The sequence below is a fragment of the Staphylococcus devriesei genome (assembly GCF_002902625.1).
In the GTDB taxonomy this organism is placed as follows: Bacteria; Bacillota; Bacilli; order Staphylococcales; family Staphylococcaceae; genus Staphylococcus; species Staphylococcus devriesei.
The window spans coordinates 51,710-69,133 of the sequence record NZ_PPRG01000029.1; the positions used below are offsets into that span (position 1 = coordinate 51,710).

At 32.8% G+C, this 17,424-nt stretch carries 15 protein-coding genes; 14 read left to right on the forward strand and 1 reads right to left on the reverse strand.

The genetic code is table 11. The annotated features are described in order from the left end of the window. The first annotated feature begins 79 nt into the window (after nucleotides 1-79). Nucleotides 80-1,126, forward strand: a complete 1,047-nt coding sequence (gene recA / locus CD147_RS04725) for a recombinase RecA (protein WP_103166291.1) — start codon at nucleotides 80-82, stop codon at nucleotides 1,124-1,126. A gap of 308 nt (nucleotides 1,127-1,434) precedes the next feature. Further along, a complete protein-coding gene (gene rny / locus CD147_RS04730; RefSeq protein ID WP_103166292.1) occupies nucleotides 1,435-2,994 on the forward strand; it encodes a ribonuclease Y in 1,560 nt (519 codons plus the stop codon). A gap of 171 nt (nucleotides 2,995-3,165) precedes the next feature. Here the strand turns inward: rny and CD147_RS04735 are convergent, their stop codons facing one another. Further along, complete coding sequence (locus CD147_RS04735) at nucleotides 3,166-3,381, reverse strand: hypothetical protein (RefSeq protein ID WP_103166293.1); 216 nt, start codon at nucleotides 3,379-3,381, stop codon at nucleotides 3,166-3,168. A gap of 159 nt (nucleotides 3,382-3,540) precedes the next feature. Between CD147_RS04735 and CD147_RS04740 the strand changes: the two genes are divergently transcribed. From CD147_RS04740 to CD147_RS04795, 12 genes are all read left to right on the forward strand, one after another. Next, nucleotides 3,541-4,335: a TIGR00282 family metallophosphoesterase gene (locus CD147_RS04740; RefSeq protein WP_103166294.1), complete on the forward strand. Its 795-nt coding sequence runs from the start codon at nucleotides 3,541-3,543 to the stop codon at nucleotides 4,333-4,335. Between the two features lie 136 nt (nucleotides 4,336-4,471). After that, entirely contained in the window at nucleotides 4,472-6,232 is a 1,761-nt protein-coding gene (locus tag CD147_RS04745; RefSeq protein ID WP_103166295.1) for a 2-oxoacid:acceptor oxidoreductase subunit alpha, read from the forward strand. Continuing rightward, nucleotides 6,233-7,099, forward strand: a complete 867-nt coding sequence (locus tag CD147_RS04750; protein ID WP_103166296.1) for a 2-oxoacid:ferredoxin oxidoreductase subunit beta — start codon at nucleotides 6,233-6,235, stop codon at nucleotides 7,097-7,099. A 112-nt stretch (nucleotides 7,100-7,211) separates the two neighbouring features. Then, entirely contained in the window at nucleotides 7,212-7,832 is a 621-nt protein-coding gene (locus CD147_RS04755; RefSeq protein ID WP_103166297.1) for a poly-gamma-glutamate hydrolase family protein, read from the forward strand. A gap of 64 nt (nucleotides 7,833-7,896) precedes the next feature. Continuing rightward, nucleotides 7,897-8,193 (forward strand): thiamine-binding protein, encoded by a 297-nt coding sequence (locus CD147_RS04760; protein WP_103166298.1) that lies wholly within the window; start codon nucleotides 7,897-7,899, stop codon nucleotides 8,191-8,193. A gap of 177 nt (nucleotides 8,194-8,370) precedes the next feature. Then, a complete protein-coding gene (miaB, locus tag CD147_RS04765; protein ID WP_103166299.1) occupies nucleotides 8,371-9,915 on the forward strand; it encodes a tRNA (N6-isopentenyl adenosine(37)-C2)-methylthiotransferase MiaB in 1,545 nt (514 codons plus the stop codon). A 1-nt stretch (nucleotide 9,916) separates the two neighbouring features. Further along, entirely contained in the window at nucleotides 9,917-10,288 is a 372-nt protein-coding gene (locus tag CD147_RS04770; protein ID WP_103166300.1) for a YlbF family regulator, read from the forward strand. A gap of 15 nt (nucleotides 10,289-10,303) precedes the next feature. Next, complete coding sequence (gene thiW / locus CD147_RS04775) at nucleotides 10,304-10,795, forward strand: energy coupling factor transporter S component ThiW (RefSeq protein WP_103166301.1); 492 nt, start codon at nucleotides 10,304-10,306, stop codon at nucleotides 10,793-10,795. A gap of 263 nt (nucleotides 10,796-11,058) precedes the next feature. Continuing rightward, entirely contained in the window at nucleotides 11,059-13,719 is a 2,661-nt protein-coding gene (gene mutS / locus CD147_RS04780; RefSeq protein WP_103166302.1) for a DNA mismatch repair protein MutS, read from the forward strand. 12 nt (nucleotides 13,720-13,731) lie between these two features. Then, entirely contained in the window at nucleotides 13,732-15,744 is a 2,013-nt protein-coding gene (mutL, locus tag CD147_RS04785; RefSeq protein WP_103166303.1) for a DNA mismatch repair endonuclease MutL, read from the forward strand. Nucleotides 15,745-15,759: 15 nt separating this feature from the next. Beyond that, nucleotides 15,760-16,293 carry a glycerol-3-phosphate responsive antiterminator gene (locus tag CD147_RS04790; RefSeq protein WP_103166304.1) on the forward strand — a complete coding sequence of 178 codons (534 nt, stop codon included), beginning with the start codon at nucleotides 15,760-15,762 and terminating at the stop codon, nucleotides 16,291-16,293. A gap of 272 nt (nucleotides 16,294-16,565) precedes the next feature. Continuing rightward, nucleotides 16,566-17,384: an MIP/aquaporin family protein gene (locus CD147_RS04795; RefSeq protein ID WP_103166305.1), complete on the forward strand. Its 819-nt coding sequence runs from the start codon at nucleotides 16,566-16,568 to the stop codon at nucleotides 17,382-17,384. Nucleotides 17,385-17,424 lie beyond the last annotated feature (40 nt).

Below are 17,424 nucleotides of genomic sequence, written 5' to 3' on the forward strand. Positions count from 1 at the left end.
ATACTTGTAATTAGGTTAAAATAAATGTATAGTATTAACTAAGATAATAATGATAACTATCTCATTAGGAGGTTTCGCTTTGGATAATGATCGTCAAAAAGCTCTAGATACAGTAATAAAAAATATGGAAAAATCTTTCGGTAAAGGTGCCGTAATGAAACTCGGTGATAATAAAGGTCGCCGTGTATCAAGTGTATCAAGTGGTTCAGTTACTTTAGATAATGCACTTGGAGTAGGTGGCTACCCTAAAGGAAGAATCATTGAAATATATGGGCCAGAAAGTTCTGGTAAAACAACAGTAGCATTACATGCTATCGCAGAGGTACAAAAAAACGGAGGCGTAGCAGCATTTATTGATGCCGAACACGCACTAGACCCTGTCTATGCTGAAGCGTTAGGTGTAGATATTAATAACCTATATTTATCTCAACCTGACCACGGTGAACAAGGTTTAGAAATTGCAGAAGCATTCGTAAGAAGTGGTGCGGTTGATATCGTAGTTGTAGACTCAGTTGCCGCATTAACTCCTAAAGCAGAGATAGAAGGGGAAATGGGCGATACACATGTCGGTTTACAAGCTCGTTTAATGTCACAGGCGTTACGTAAACTTTCAGGTGCTATTTCAAAATCAAACACAACTGCTATCTTTATTAACCAAGTTCGTGAAAAAGTCGGCGTTATGTTCGGTAACCCTGAAACTACTCCAGGTGGTAGAGCATTAAAATTCTATAGCTCCGTTCGTCTAGAAGTTCGTCGTGCTGAACAATTAAAACAAGGACAAGAAATTGTAGGTAATAGAACTAAAATTAAAGTCGTTAAAAATAAAGTTGCCCCGCCATTTAGAGTAGCTGAAGTTGACATTATGTATGGTCAAGGCATTTCTAAAGAAGGCGAATTGATTGATTTAGGTGTTGAAAATGAAATTGTAGATAAATCTGGCGCTTGGTATTCATATAATGGTGAAAGAATGGGTCAAGGTAAAGAAAATGTTAAAACTTACCTTAAAGAAAACCCACAAATTAAAGATGAAATCGATCGTAAATTACGTGAAAAACTTGGTATCTTTGATGGTGACATTGAAGAAAAAGAGGAAGAACCATCTGAAACTTTATTTGATGATAAATAACTTTTAAGAGAATAATAGCCTATTAGTTATAGTCTTAGGTTTATAGCTTTTACTTTTAGTAAATTTTATTGAAAGAACTGCTATTTTAATAAATTGAAGTGGGTGAAGTATGTATTATTTCATCCACTTTATTTTATTATGAAATCTAGCTTTCATAATATATGTAATTCGAATTTGCAGTGGAATTTCATATCTTGACACTACCAAGATAATAAACGTACAATTGATATGTATAATTATTATACAATTTATAAAATCAAATAGATTTTGATATACAAAGCAAATACCTAGAAAAAGGAGGTGTTTATGTGAATTTATTAAACCTCCTACTCATTTTGCTGGGGATTATTCTAGGGGTTGTTGTAGGGTATATTGTAGCCCGAAATATATTACATCAAAAGCAACTACAAGCTAGACAAACTGCTGATGATATTATTAAGCAAGGTCAAAAAGAAGCTGAAAATATCAAAAAAGAAAAATTATTAGAGGCAAAAGAAGAAAACCAAACAATAAGAGAACAAGCTGAATCAGAGCTACGTGAAAGACGTGGCGAGCTTCAAAGACAAGAAGCCCGACTTCTTCAAAGAGAGGAAAACTTAGATCGAAAATCTGATCTTTTAGATAAAAAAGATGAGATTTTAGAACAAAAAGAATCTAAACTTGAAGAAAGACAACAACAAGTAGATGCAAAAGAGAGTAGTGTTCAATCATTAATAATGAAGCATGAACAAGAATTAGAACGCATCTCCGGTCTCACTCAAGAAGAAGCTGTCAATGAACAACTTCAGAGGGTTGAAGAAGAACTGTCACAAGATATTGCAGTACTTGTTAAAGAGAAAGAAAAAGAGGCAAAAGAGAAAGTTGATAAAACAGCAAAAGAATTATTAGCTACCACTGTTCAAAGATTAGCTGCTGATCATACAACAGAATCTACTGTCTCAGTAGTTAACTTACCAAATGATGAGATGAAAGGTCGAATTATTGGTAGAGAAGGTAGAAATATTCGTACTTTAGAAACGTTAACAGGTATCGACTTAATCATTGATGATACACCAGAAGCGGTTATTTTATCTGGTTTTGATCCAATCAGACGTGAAATCGCAAGAACTGCTTTGGTTAATTTAGTCTCTGATGGCCGTATTCATCCCGGTCGTATTGAAGAAATGGTAGATAAAGCTAGAAAAGAAGTTGACGATATTATTAGAGATGCTGGTGAACAAGCTACATTTGAAATTAATGTTCATAATATGCATCCAGATTTAGTTAAAGTCTTAGGTCGTCTTAATTATCGAACTAGCTATGGCCAAAACGTTCTTAAACATTCTATCGAAGTTGCGCATTTATCTGGAATGTTAGCAGCTGAATTAGGTGAAGATGTAAGTTTAGCTAAACGCGCAGGATTACTTCACGATGTGGGTAAAGCTATCGATCATGAAGTAGAAGGAAGTCACGTTGAAATTGGCGTTGAATTAGCTAAAAAATATGCTGAAAATGATACTGTTATTAATGCTATTCATTCACATCACGGCGACGTTGAACCAACATCTATTATTTCTATTTTGGTTGCTTCAGCAGATGCATTATCTGCAGCCAGACCTGGTGCTCGTAAAGAAACGCTTGAGAATTATATACGCAGATTAGAAAGACTTGAAACACTTTCTGAAAGTTATGAAGGTGTTGAAAAAGCATTTGCTATTCAAGCGGGAAGAGAAATTAGAGTCATTGTTTCTCCAGAAGAAATAGATGACTTGAAATCATACAGAATGGCGAGAGACATTAAGAATCAAATCGAAGAAGAATTACAATATCCTGGTCACATTAAAGTGACAGTTGTTAGAGAGACAAGAGCAGTAGAGTATGCGAAATAATTATTAGCCTGGACATTTTAACTAAGTGTCCAGGCTCTTTAATTTGTTAGTAGTTTACAATTATGAAAACTTACAGTTCTATATAATTGGGTTGTTCAATATGTTAAATACGAAAAGATGAAAAAAGAGATTAGAACGTACATCGTTCCAATCTCTTTAATCGTTGTTAAATTATTTGAGTTGTAAATCAGTTTTTCTTAATTCAGAAATAATTTCTGCCGTGTCATAACAACTTGTAGCAATATTTGAATATCTTTCTGCTAAACGATAAGCATTGATATATAATTCTAAGCTTTCTTTAGCAATATCTTCTGCGTCTTCTGACTTAGAAGGATTAGATTTTACTACTAATTCTGCAAATTTTTCTGGTTCAATATTAATTGACATTAGATTTTTACAACTCCTATTATTTTTATAAATTTATCTTAACATATGTTGTGAACATGCTAAAGTAAAGTGAAATAGAATTTTCAAAAGAGTATAAATCGTCTCTTTTATTCTAGTGACTTATGAATTAAACTGATTTTATGAGAGGATGAACATTAAATGAGAATACTATTTATCGGTGATATTGTGGGCAAAATTGGCAGGGAAGCCATTGCTGAATATTTACCTAAAATAAAACAGGCTTATAAGCCAACAGTAAGCATAGTAAATGCTGAAAATGCAGCTCATGGGAAAGGATTAACTGAAAAAATATATAAACAATTATTAAGAGATGGCGTAGACTTTATGACGATGGGCAATCATACTTATGGTCAACGTGAAATTTATGAATTTATCGATGATGCTAAAAGAATGGTACGTCCTGCTAATTTTCCAAGTGAAGCACCTGGAGTAGGCATGCGTTTTATACAAATTAATGATATCAAGTTAGCTATTATTAATTTGCAAGGTCGTTCATTTATGCAAGACATTGATGATCCATTTAAAAAAGCGGACCAATTGATTGAAGAAGCTCAAAAAGAAACAGATTATATCTTTGTAGACTTTCACGCTGAAACAACATCAGAAAAAAATGCTATGGGTTGGTATTTAGATGGAAGAGCTAGTGTTATGGTAGGAACACATACTCATATCCAAACGTCAGATGAACGCGTCTTGCCAAATGGTACTGGATATATAACTGATGTCGGTATGACAGGATACTATGATGGGATACTAGGTATTAATCGTGATGAGGTTATTGAAAGGTTCATTACAAGCTTGCCTCAACGACATGTAATACCAAATGATGGTAGAAGTGTGCTATCAGGTGTTATTATTGATTTAGATAAAGAAGGAAAGACAAAGCATATCGAAAGAATTTTAATTAATGATGATCATCCATTTAATAAATAACTTTTAACATATTGAAAAGCTATGTACATCATAGTCCATTAGTATGAATTTATTTAAATGCCACTGTTGACATAGTAAGACGGTGGTTATTTTTGTTATTATTTAATATGAATTATTTCCATAGGAGGCATATGGTATGAAATCACAAATATCGTGGAAAGTGGGCGGCCAACAAGGTGAAGGTATAGAGTCAACGGGTGAAATTTTTGCGACCGCAATGAACCGTAAAGGCTATTATCTATACGGGTATAGACACTTTTCTAGCCGTATAAAAGGCGGACATACGAACAATAAAATTAGAGTATCTACTTCACCAGTTCATGCAATTAGTGATGATTTAGATATTTTAGTCGCTTTCGACCAAGAAACAATAGAACTCAATCATCATGAAATGCGTGAAGATAGCATTATTATTGCCGATGCTAAAGCAAAACCAAATAAACCAGAAGATTGCCGAGCTCAGTTAATTGAATTACCGTTTACTAGTACTGCAAAAGAGTTAGGAACAGCATTAATGAAAAACATGGTGGCAGTCGGAGCTACATGTGCAATTATGGACTTAAACACAACTACGTTTGAAGAACTTATTACTAATATGTTCTCTAAAAAAGGTGAAAAAGTGGTTGAAATGAATATAGAAGCATTAAACCAAGGTTATCAATTAATGAAAGAACAGTTGAACACTGTAGAAGGCGATTTTGAACTAGAAGCTAATGATGAAGAGCCCCATTTATACATGATTGGTAATGATGCTATTGGATTAGGCGCTATCTCAGCTGGATCAAGATTTATGGCAGCATATCCAATTACTCCAGCTTCAGAAATTATGGAATATATGATTGCAAATGTTCCTAAAGTCGGAGGTACAGTAGTTCAAACTGAAGATGAAATTGCGGCTGCTAATATGGCAATTGGTGCGAACTATGCAGGTGTCAGAGCATTTACAGCAAGTGCGGGCCCAGGTTTATCACTAATGATGGAAGCTATTGGCCTTTCTGGTATGACAGAAACACCTCTAGTAATTATTAATACGCAACGTGGAGGCCCGTCTACAGGATTACCTACTAAACAAGAACAATCTGATTTAATGCAGATGATTTATGGTACACATGGAGATATTCCTAAAATTGTCGTGGCGCCTACTGATGCAGAAGATGCATTTTATCTAACTATGGAGGCCTTTAATTTAGCCGAAGAGTATCAATGTCCAGTTATTGTATTGAGCGATTTACAACTTTCGTTAGGTAAACAAACAGTGAAACGTATAGACTACAGTAAAATCAATATCAGTCGTGGAGAGTTACTACAATCGGATATCGAACGAGAAGAAGACGATAAACAATACTTTAGACGTTACGCTTTAACTGGATCTGGAGTATCACCTAGACCAATTCCAGGCGTTAAAGGCGGTATTCATCATGTAACTGGTGTAGAACATAATGAAGAAGGTAAAACAAGTGAAGCAGCAGAAAACAGACGTCAACAAATGGAAAAACGTATGCGTAAAATAGCAAACTTATTGATCGAAAAGCCTGTAGAACTTAATGAGCCACATGAAGAAGCGGATATCTTGTTTATCGGATTCATATCAAGTAAAGGTGCCATTCAAGAAGGTACTGCAAGGTTAGATGCGCAAGATATAAAAGTGAACACTATGCAAATTCGTCAACTACACCCCTTACCAAAAGATGTTATTCAAGAAGCAGTAAATAAAGCTTCAAAAGTAGTAGTAGTAGAACATAACTACCAAGGACAATTATCAAATATTCTTAAAATGAATACTAATATACAAGACAAATTAATTAATCAAACGAAATATGATGGTACGCCTTTCTTACCACACGAAATAGAAGAAAAAGGATTAGAAGTAGTAAAAGAAATTAAGGAGTTGGTTTAATTGGCTACATTTAAAGACTTTCGTAATAATGTGAAGCCAAACTGGTGCCCTGGTTGTGGAGATTTCTCTGTTCAAGCTGCGATTCAAAAAGCAGCAGCAAATGTTGGATTAGAACCAGAAGAAGTTGCAATCATTACAGGTATAGGTTGTTCAGGAAGATTATCTGGCTATATTAATTCATACGGTGTCCACGGTATTCACGGTCGTGCATTACCATTAGCTCAAGGTGTGAAAATGGCCAACAAAGATTTAACAGTGATTGCGTCTGGCGGTGATGGAGACGGATATGCTATTGGCATGGGCCACACTGTTCATGCGCTACGCCGTAATATGAATATGACTTATATCGTTATGGATAATCAAATTTATGGTTTAACAAAAGGACAAACTTCTCCATCTTCTGCGGTTGGGTTTGTAACTAAATCAACGCCGAAAGGTAATATTGAGAAAAACGTGGCACCTTTAGAACTTGCATTATCATCAGGTGCGACATTTGTTGCTCAAGGGTTTTCCAGTGATATCAAAGGCCTAACAAAATTAATTGAAGATGCTATTAATCATGATGGGTTCTCATTTGTAAACGTATTCTCACCTTGTGTCACATATAATAAGGTAAATACGTATGATTGGTTTAAAGAGCATTTAGTAAGTTTAGATGATATTGAAGGTTATGATTCTACTGATAAACAATTAGCGATGAAAACTGTATTAGATTATGAATCTCTAGTGAAAGGTATCGTTTACCAAGATAGTGAAACACCTTCATATGAATCTCAAATCGAAGAATTAGACGAAGGTGCGTTAGCTAAAAGAGATATTCATATCTCTGAAGAAGACTTCAATAATTTAACTGCACAATTTGTATAAAAATAACTAATGAACATGATGTTGGAAGCGGGATAACGGATCTTTGAAATTTCATAAGATTTTTATCCCGCTTCTTTTAAATAATAAAACACATATTAAAGTGAGGATGGTTATGGATAAATACAAATCGATGCAAGAATTAGAAAGTAAAACCACTAGAAATAAAGATTGGACGATTCATACACAAAACAGAGATAGTAAAATAATTATATTAGCTATACATGGTGGAGGTATTGAACCAGCAACTACAGAACTGGCGAGTATTATTGCTAAGAAAGGTAACTATAATTATTTCTCATTTGATGGAATAAAGACTAAAGGAAATAATGAGTTACATGTAACTTCCACTAAATATGATAATAAAATTGCCCTAAGTATGATAAATACAAGTGATAAAGCTATAGCGATTCACGGATGTTTAGGTGAAGAAAGAATCGTTTATATCGGTGGAAAAGATTTGCAATTAAAAAGTACTATCACTCAAGAATTAAAAGAAATAGGTGTTAATGTACAAGAAGCATCGAGGCAAATGGCTGGTTTGAAAGATGATAATATAGTAAATCAAACAACTACAAACGCAGGGGTACAACTTGAATTAACCTCTACACTAAGACGTTCATTATTTAAAAACAATCAATTTAATTATAAAAGTAGACGTAATCCTTCAAATTGGGATGACACGATGTATAAATTAGCAAACGCTATAAAAGAGGCCATTGATAAAATAACTTAACTCAGATTTTTAAGCACAAGGATGGTAGAATAGTAATTAAGAATAGTTAATGAGGTGATTATCAATGCAAGATACATTAATGAGTGTTCAAATTGTTCCTAGAACGCCAAATAACGAAGATGTTATACCATATGTTGATGAAGCTATTAAGGTTATTGATGAATCTGGTTTACATTTCAGAGTAGGACCACTTGAAACAACGGTCCAAGGTGAAATGAGTGAATGTTTAATTTTAATTCAAAAATTGAATGAACGTATGGTTGAATTAGAATGCCCAAGTATAATTAGTCAAGTTAAGTTTTACCATGTGCCAGAAGGTATTACAATCGAAACTTTAACAGGTAAATATGACGAAGCTTAAATTGAATAGGTAAGAACATCACTACATTTATTAGCCTAGAACATTCATTATAAAATGTTTGAGGCTTTTTTAATTATTTATATTTAATCAATTTGCTTTAAACTCTTTTTGCACTTTATGACTAATTTTAATATAATGTAATAATGGTATTAGGGCATATAGAAAGGATTTTTAAAAGTGAATGAAGAGCAAAGAAAAGCTGGTACGATAAATATTTTAAATGAACGTGATAAGAACGTAGAGAAAGATTATAGTAAATATTTTGAAAGTGTTTATCAACCGCCTAGTCTCAAAGAGGCACGTAAACGCGGTAAACAAGCTATCAATTATAATAGAGATTTTCATATTGATGACAAATTTAAGGGGATGGGCAAAGGTCGTACATTCCTAATTAAAACATACGGTTGTCAAATGAATGCACATGATACTGAAGTTATGGCAGGAATTCTACAGGCATTAGAATATACTGCGACTGATGATATTAACGAAGCGGATGTCATTCTTATTAATACTTGTGCTATCCGTGAAAATGCGGAGAATAAAGTATTTAGTGAAATTGGTAATTTAAAGCATCTTAAGAAAAATAGACCAGAAGCCTTAATTGGTGTATGTGGTTGTATGTCTCAAGAAGAATCTGTTGTTAATAAAATTCTTAAATCTTATCAAAATGTTGATATGATTTTTGGTACACATAATATTCATAAGTTACCTGAAATACTTGAAGAAGCCTATCTATCAAAAGCAATGGTAGTCGAGGTTTGGTCTAAAGAAGGCGACATAATTGAAAACTTACCTAAGGTCCGTGAAGGTAGTACCAAGGCTTGGGTAAATATTATGTACGGTTGCGATAAGTTCTGTACTTATTGCATTGTACCTTTTACTAGAGGTAAAGAACGTAGTCGTAGACCAGAAGATATCATTGAAGAAGTTAGAGGTTTGGCACGAGATGGCTATAAGGAAATTACTTTATTAGGTCAAAATGTCAATTCCTATGGTAAAGATATTAAAGACTTGGAATATGGATTAGGAGATTTACTTGAAGATATTTCTCAAATTGATATTCCACGTGTTCGGTTTACAACCAGTCATCCTTGGGACTTTACTGATCGCATGATTGAAGTTATCGCAAAAGGTGGCAATATAGTCCCTCATATACATTTACCGGTTCAATCAGGCAATAATGCAGTATTAAAAATAATGGGACGTAAGTATACTAGAGAAAGTTACTTAGATTTAGTAACTAGAATTAAACGAGCAATTCCTAATGTAGCATTGACTACTGATATTATAGTAGGTTATCCAAATGAAACTGAAGAACAGTTTGAAGAGACATTATCACTATATGATGAAGTTCAATTTGAACACGCTTATACTTATTTATATTCTCAAAGAGATGGTACACCAGCAGCGAATATGAAAGATAATGTGCCAGAGGATGTTAAAAAAGAGCGTTTACAACGCTTAAACAAAAAAGTTGGACAATACTCTGAAGAAGCAATGCAACAGTATAATGGTAAAACAGTGACAGTCCTATGTGAAGGTGGAAGTAAAAAAGACGCTTCAGTTTTAGCAGGCTATACTGAAAAAAATAAATTGGTCAATTTTAATGGCCCGCGCGAAGCAATAGGTAAATTAGTAGATGTGAAAATTGATGAAGCCAAACAATATTCATTGAACGGGACTTTTGTTCGATTTCATGATGATGCATTGGTGACTAATTAAAATGTATACTAAAGAGGAAATATTAAAACAAGCGGATCAACTTTCTCACAAAATTAAAGGGCTCGAAAGTATTAAATCTTACCAAAATATTGAAAAACAAATTCATGATAACCAAACTATTGATGAGAAAATGAAGCTTTTAAAGAAGCAACAAAAGCAATCTGTAAACCTACAAAATTATGGTAAGAAACATGCATATGAACAATCTGAAGAGGAAATTCATACGCTTGAGAATGAAATTAATAATTTACCTATTGTAGAAGAATTTCGTTCAGCTCAATATGAAGCGAATGACTTATTACAAATGATGATAAGCACTATGGAAAATAGATTAAATGATTATAATAAACAAGAACATGATAATTATAATTAAGAAAGGAATAACACCATGAATACTAGAAAACTAACACTTACTGCCTTACTAATAGCTTTTAATGTTATCTTTAGTAGCTTTATTGTGATACCTTTAGGTCCGATTAAAGCAGCACCCGTTCAACACTTTGTAAACGTATTATGTGCTGTCTTTGTAGGACCTTGGTATGGATTAGCGCAAGCTTTAATTTCATCAATAATTAGAATAACTTTTGGAACAGGAAGTTTTTTCGCTTTTCCTGGTAGTATGATTGGTGTACTCTTAGCGAGCGCCTTTTACATGTATCGAAGACATATTTTTATGGCTGCAGTTGGCGAAGTTATAGGTACAGGGATAATAGGTAGTTTAATGTGTATACCTTTATCATGGGTATTAGGCATGCAAAACTTTGTCGTTAAACCATTAATGCTCGCATTTATAATTTCAAGTTTTGTAGGAGCCGTAATAAGTTATATTCTATTAATCATGTTAAAGAGACGTGGGTTATTAGATAGATTTATAAAATAATAAATAAGTAAACTAGTTAAATATAAAATCAAAGGGATTGTCATTTTAGGATAGGGATAGTAATAAGGAGAATATAGATCCTTTTATCCACGACTTAAAATGGTAATCTCTTATTTTATTTAAAGATGAAACAAGGTCATAGTATATATCCATTTTAATTTCTTAGTAATATGAGTAACGAGCGATAACAAGTTTGTTATGTTAAAATATATGAGTTAAAAGTACATAAATAAAAAGTAATACTTTAGTAAGGTTGTGAAAATATGTCTACTCCGACACCGATGATGCAACAATATTTAAAAATTAAAGCGCAATATAAAGATTGTCTTTTATTCTTTAGATTAGGCGATTTTTATGAAATGTTTAATGAAGATGCAAAAGAAGCTTCAAGAGTTTTAGAGATTACATTAACAAAAAGAGATGCAAAAAAAGAAAATCCTATCCCAATGTGTGGGGTCCCTTATCATTCAGCAAATAGCTATATCGAAACACTTATTAATAATGGCTATAAAGTAGCTATATGTGAACAAATGGAAGATCCAAAACAAACTAAAGGTATGGTTAAAAGAGAAGTTGTGCGAGTAGTTACGCCTGGTACGGTTATGGAACAAGGTGGAATGGATGAAAATCAAAACAACTACATACTTAGTTTCATTAAAAATGAAAATAGTTACGCTTTAAGCTATTGTGATATATCAACGGGCGAGCTAAAGACTACTCATTTTGAAGATGAAAGTACACTGATTAACGAAATTATAACTATTAATCCTAACGAAATTGTTGTTAATGAAGAAATAGACGAAGAGCTAAAAAAACAAATTAATTTAACTACGGAAACTATTACAATAAGAGACGAGATTTCAGATGCAAATTATGAAGTTAATGGATTAGATAATGGAGAAACATATCTATCCACTCAATTATTATTAGATTATATTTATCACACACAAAAAAGAGATTTATCACATATCGAAGATGTTATCACTTATGCGGCTATTGATTTTATGAAAATGGATTATTATGCCAAAAGAAACTTGGAATTAACCGAAAGCATTAGGCTCAAATCTAAAAAAGGTACATTATTATGGTTAATGGATGAAACTAAGACACCTATGGGTGCACGTCGATTAAAACAATGGATTGATAGACCATTAATTCATAAAGATAAAATTGAAAAACGCTTAGATATGGTAGAGTTATTTATCAACAACTTTATTGAAAGAGATACGTTGAGAGGCTATTTAAACCAAGTATATGATATTGAAAGATTAGTCGGACGTGTAAGTTATGGTAACGTAAATGCAAGAGATTTAATTCAACTGAAACATTCTATTTCTGAAATCCCTAATATTAAGTCGCTACTTGATGAGATGGGTGAAAAAACTACTAAACAGTTTGAGGCGTTAGAACCTCTAGAAGATTTATTACAAATATTAGAAAACAGTTTAGTAGAAGAACCTCCAATTTCTGTAAAAGATGGCGGCATATTCAAACAAGGGTTTAGTAAACAATTAGATGAATATTTAGAAGCATCTAAGAATGGGAAAGATTGGTTAGCGCAATTGCAAGCTAAAGAACGAGAACGTACTGGTATTAAATCTCTAAAAATAAGTTTTAATAAAGTATTTGGATATTTTATTGAAATTACTCGAGCAAATCTTCAAGGGTTTGAACCTACTGATTTCGGTTATCATCGTAAACAAACGTTATCAAATGCAGAGAGATTTATTACAGACGAACTTAAAGAAAAAGAAGATATTATTTTAGGTGCAGAAGATAAAGCGATTGAGCTTGAATACCAATTGTTTGTTAGACTAAGAGAACATATTAAAACATATACTGAACGTCTACAGAAACAAGCAAAAATTATATCTGAATTAGATTGTCTACAAAGCTTTGCAGAAATTGCACAAAAATATAATTATGTTAAGCCACAATTTAGTGATGATAAAAAGTTAGAACTTGAGAATTCTCGCCATCCAGTGGTTGAACGTGTGATGGATTATAATGATTATGTTCCGAATGATTGTACATTAGATAAAGATAACTTTATTTATTTAATTACTGGACCAAATATGTCTGGTAAATCAACGTATATGCGTCAAATAGCTATTATTAGTATTATGGCGCAAATGGGTGCTTATGTTCCTTGTGATTCAGCATTATTACCTATTTTTGATCAAATTTTCACAAGAATTGGAGCAGCTGATGATTTAGTTTCAGGTAAAAGTACATTTATGGTAGAGATGTTAGAAGCACAAAAAGCGTTAACCTACGCGACCGAGAATAGCTTAATTATCTTTGATGAAATCGGTAGGGGGACATCAACATACGATGGTTTAGCATTAGCACAAGCTATGATTGAATATGTTGCACAAACCTCACATGCTAAAACATTATTCTCAACACACTATCATGAACTAACAACACTAGACCAAGAACTTTCAAGCTTGAAGAACGTTCACGTAGCGGCGGACGAATATCAAGGAGAATTAATCTTCTTACATAAAGTTAAAGACGGCGCAGTTGACGATAGCTATGGTATACAAGTGGCTAAATTAGCTGATTTACCTGAAGAAGTAATAAACAGAGCTCAAGTTATACTAAATGCTTTTGAACAAACAACCACTCACAATGAGGATTTCAATAATATAAATAAACCTAGTTTAAATAGTACTACTCAAAAAATACAACATAGTGATGGGAACTCTAACGATGAAGAGTTACCAAGTACAGATATTCAAGCGAATGAAGAGAACAATGATAAAACACAAAATACATTCGAACAAACAAGCTTTGATTTGTTTGAATCAGAAGAAAAAACAAGTGCGTTAGAAGAACAAATTAAAAACTTAAACATATCTAATATGACCCCTATTGAAGCGTTATTAAAATTAAGTGAATTACAAAATCAATTGAGATAGAGGTGTTGATTCATGGGGAAAATAAAAGAGTTACAAACCTCCCTAGCTAATAAAATTGCAGCCGGCGAAGTAGTAGAGCGCCCAAGTTCTGTTGTCAAAGAACTTCTTGAAAATGCAATTGATGCCCAATCAACTGAAATTAATATTGAAGTTGAACAATCTGGCATAGCTTCAATCCGAGTGGTGGATAATGGAACTGGGATTGAACAAGATGACTTAAAACTTGTCTTTCATAGACATGCCACAAGTAAATTAGACGCCGACGATGATCTTTTCCATATTAGAACATTAGGATTTCGTGGTGAAGCTTTAGCTAGTATTTCATCAGTGGCCAAGGTAACTCTAAAAACTTGTACAGATAGTGAAAATGGACATGAAATATATGCTGAAAATGGTGAAATAATTAGCCAAAAGCCAGCGAAAGCTAAAAAAGGAACGGATATCACAGTAAAATCATTATTCTATAATACTCCTGCGCGTTTAAAATATATTAAAAGTTTATATAACGAACTAGGAAAGATTACAGATATTGTGAATCGTATGGCAATGAGTCATCCTCACATACGTATTTCATTAGTCTCTGATAATAAAACTTTGCTTAAAACAAATGGTTCGGGCAAAACAAATGAAGTAATGGCTGAGATTTATGGTATTAAGGTGGCTAAAGATTTAGTACATATCGAAGGAGATACTAGCGATTATCACTTAGAAGGATATGTTGCTAAGCCAGAACATTCACGTAGTAATAAACATTATATCTCTATTTTTATTAATGGACGTTATATTAAAAATTTCGTTTTAAATAAAGCAATCATAGAAGGCTATCATACACTCTTAACTATTGGTAGGTATCCTATATGTTATATTAATATTGAAATGGATCCAATACTCGTAGACGTTAACGTGCATCCTACTAAGCTTGAAGTAAGATTATCTAAAGAAGAGCAATTGTATGAATTAATTGTTAAAAAAATAAGAGAAGCTTTTAAGGATAGAATCTTGATTCCTCAAAATGATTTAGATAGAACACCTAAGAAAAATAAAGTATTACACACATTTGAACAACAAAAATTAGACTTTGAGAAAAAACAGAAGATGCATAATCAACAGATAAATAATAATCAACAAGCCTATCAAACGAGTGATAATAGTTATTCTGAAAAGCTCAAAGAAGATGGGTATAACGATTATCAATCTAACAATAATAATTTAGCAATCGATAAAAATAATAATGAACCAACCTTTCATAATAATAAACGTAATGAAGACATCGATTACTTCCAAATTCAAAAAGAAATTTTAAATAATATCGATAGAGCTGAAACTGAGGACATAAACTCAAATGTGGACGACACAAACGATTCTAAAGAGAACCTAGATAAAACTACAGACTATAATCAACAAGACGATATAAAAGGGAAGGTCAGTTCAACGCCAACACGTAGAGTTCCATATATGGAAGTAGTTGGTCAAGTACATGGAACTTATATTATCGCTCAAAATGAAAATGGCATGTTTATGATTGACCAACATGCTGCCCAAGAGCGTATTAAGTATGAGTACTTTAGAGAAAAGATTGGTGAAGTCACAAATGAAGTCCAGGACTTACTTATTCCTTTGACATTCCACTTTTCAAAAGATGAACAAATGATTATCGATCAATATCAAGAAGAGTTAGAGAAGGTTGGTGTGCATTTAGAACACTTTGGTGGTCATGACTATATTGTAAGTAGCTATCCAGTGTGGTTCCCTAAAGCCGAAGCACAAGAAATTATACAAGATATGGTTGAACTTGTCTTAAATCATAAGAAAGTTGACATTAAGAAAATGAGAGAAGACGCTGCAATCATGATGAGTTGTAAAAAATCAATTAAAGCTAATCACTATTTAAAAAATAACGAAATGGCCGATTTGATTGATCAATTACGCGAAGCAGAAGATCCATTTACATGTCCTCACGGTAGACCAATAATTATTAATTTTACAAATTATGAACTAGAAAAATTATTTAAACGAGTAATGTAGAAAGGAATATAGTAGATGAAAAAACATGTGTTACCAGCAATTCGCAATATAAAAGACTTAGAGAAACTTACTAAAACAGATTATAAAATTTGTGTGTTATTAGATATGCATGTAGGACATTTAAAGAGTATTATGGACTTACTTAAGCAACATAACATTGAAGCTTTTATTCATATTGACCTTATCAAAGGTATGGCACATGATGAGTATGCATGTGAATATATTATACAAACATACAAACCAAAAGGCATTGTTTCTACAAAAACTAAAGTAATACAAAAGGCTAAATCATTAAATAAATTAACTATTTTCCGCGTTTTTATAATAGATAGTCAAGCATTAAACAGAAGTGTTCATCTTATTAAAAAGGTGGAACCGGATTATGTAGAAGTACTTCCGGGAATCGCGCATAAAATTGTTAAAATTGTAGATGAAGAAACAACCTCTAAAATTATAGCAGGTGGGTTAATTGACGAGGAAAAAGAAATTGATGAAGCTATTAATAGCGGTGCAAGTTATGTAACGACTAGTAATCGAGCGCTTTGGTAAAACGTGATATTACATTAAATCGAGGCTTATAATATTTCTTAACTGAAATAAAGTATAAGTCTCGATTTTTAAATTCTAAATTAAAATAGATTGCAATATACATTATTAATTATGCTAATTGTGACAATCTAAAGACATAAAACTATTGACAACGCTTACACAATTTATGTATTATTTAAACAAGTTAATAATTGATTAAGAGATGACGAGATTTCTGCAATGCCTTACCAGTGCTTTTGTAGGAATTTTTTTGTCTTGTAGGAGGTTTATTCATGAATGTTTATATAGCGGAGTTCTTAGGTACTGCTATTTTAATACTATTTGGTGGTGGCGTGTGTGCTAATGTAAATTTAAAACGTAGTGCAGGTCACGATTCGGATTGGATAGTAATTGCAGCAGGTTGGGGATTAGCAGTAACTATGGGAGTTTATGCGGTTGGAAAGTTCTCAGGTGCACATTTAAATCCAGCAGTGACGATTGCACTTGCAATGGATGGCAGCTTTAGTTGGGCTCAAGTCCCAGGATACATAATATGTCAAATGCTAGGTGGTATTGTAGGTGGTATGCTTGTATGGCTAATGTATTTAGCCCATTGGAAAGCAACCGAAGATCAAGGTGCTAAATTAGGTGTATTCTCTACAGCGCCTGCAATTAAGAATTATTTTGCTAACTTCTTAAGTGAAATTATTGGTACAACAATATTAACATTAGGTATTTTATTTATTGGCGTTAACAAAATTGCCGATGGATTAAATCCATTAATTGTTGGTAGTTTAATTATAGCTATCGGTTTAAGTTTAGGTGGTCCTACAGGCTATGCCATCAACCCAGCTCGAGATTTAGGACCAAGAATTGCTCATGCTATTTTACCTATCGCAGGCAAAGGAAATTCAAATTGGGGATATGCCATTGTTCCAGTATTAGGCCCTATTGCTGGCGGTATGCTAGGCGCAGTGATTTTTAAAGTATTTTATAAGGGACAATTTGATTTAATTTGTGTGGCCGGTATCGTAGTTGTGATTGCTACTTTATTATTAGGAGTAGCACTAAATAAATCAAATAAAGTTAATGATATTGAAACTATTTATTAATTTTTAGTGATTTATAGTAGTTTTATGATTATTTTTTTGG

What these genes read in the sequence shown, in the direction of transcription:
- mutL (WP_103166303.1), top strand. Translation starts at nt 13,732, where the DNA reads ATGGGGAAAATAAAAGAGTTACAAACCTCCCTAGCTAATAAAATTGCA.
- mutS (WP_103166302.1), top strand. Translation starts at nt 11,059, where the DNA reads ATGTCTACTCCGACACCGATGATGCAACAATATTTAAAAATTAAAGCG.
- CD147_RS04755 (WP_103166297.1), top strand. Translation starts at nt 7,212, where the DNA reads ATGGATAAATACAAATCGATGCAAGAATTAGAAAGTAAAACCACTAGA.
- CD147_RS04740 (WP_103166294.1), top strand. Translation starts at nt 3,541, where the DNA reads ATGAGAATACTATTTATCGGTGATATTGTGGGCAAAATTGGCAGGGAA.
- CD147_RS04795 (WP_103166305.1), top strand. Translation starts at nt 16,566, where the DNA reads ATGAATGTTTATATAGCGGAGTTCTTAGGTACTGCTATTTTAATACTA.
- CD147_RS04760 (WP_103166298.1), top strand. Translation starts at nt 7,897, where the DNA reads ATGCAAGATACATTAATGAGTGTTCAAATTGTTCCTAGAACGCCAAAT.
- CD147_RS04745 (WP_103166295.1), top strand. Translation starts at nt 4,472, where the DNA reads ATGAAATCACAAATATCGTGGAAAGTGGGCGGCCAACAAGGTGAAGGT.
- thiW (WP_103166301.1), top strand. Translation starts at nt 10,304, where the DNA reads ATGAATACTAGAAAACTAACACTTACTGCCTTACTAATAGCTTTTAAT.
- CD147_RS04770 (WP_103166300.1), top strand. Translation starts at nt 9,917, where the DNA reads ATGTATACTAAAGAGGAAATATTAAAACAAGCGGATCAACTTTCTCAC.
- CD147_RS04735 (WP_103166293.1), bottom strand. Translation starts at nt 3,381, where the DNA reads ATGTCAATTAATATTGAACCAGAAAAATTTGCAGAATTAGTAGTAAAA.
- CD147_RS04790 (WP_103166304.1), top strand. Translation starts at nt 15,760, where the DNA reads ATGAAAAAACATGTGTTACCAGCAATTCGCAATATAAAAGACTTAGAG.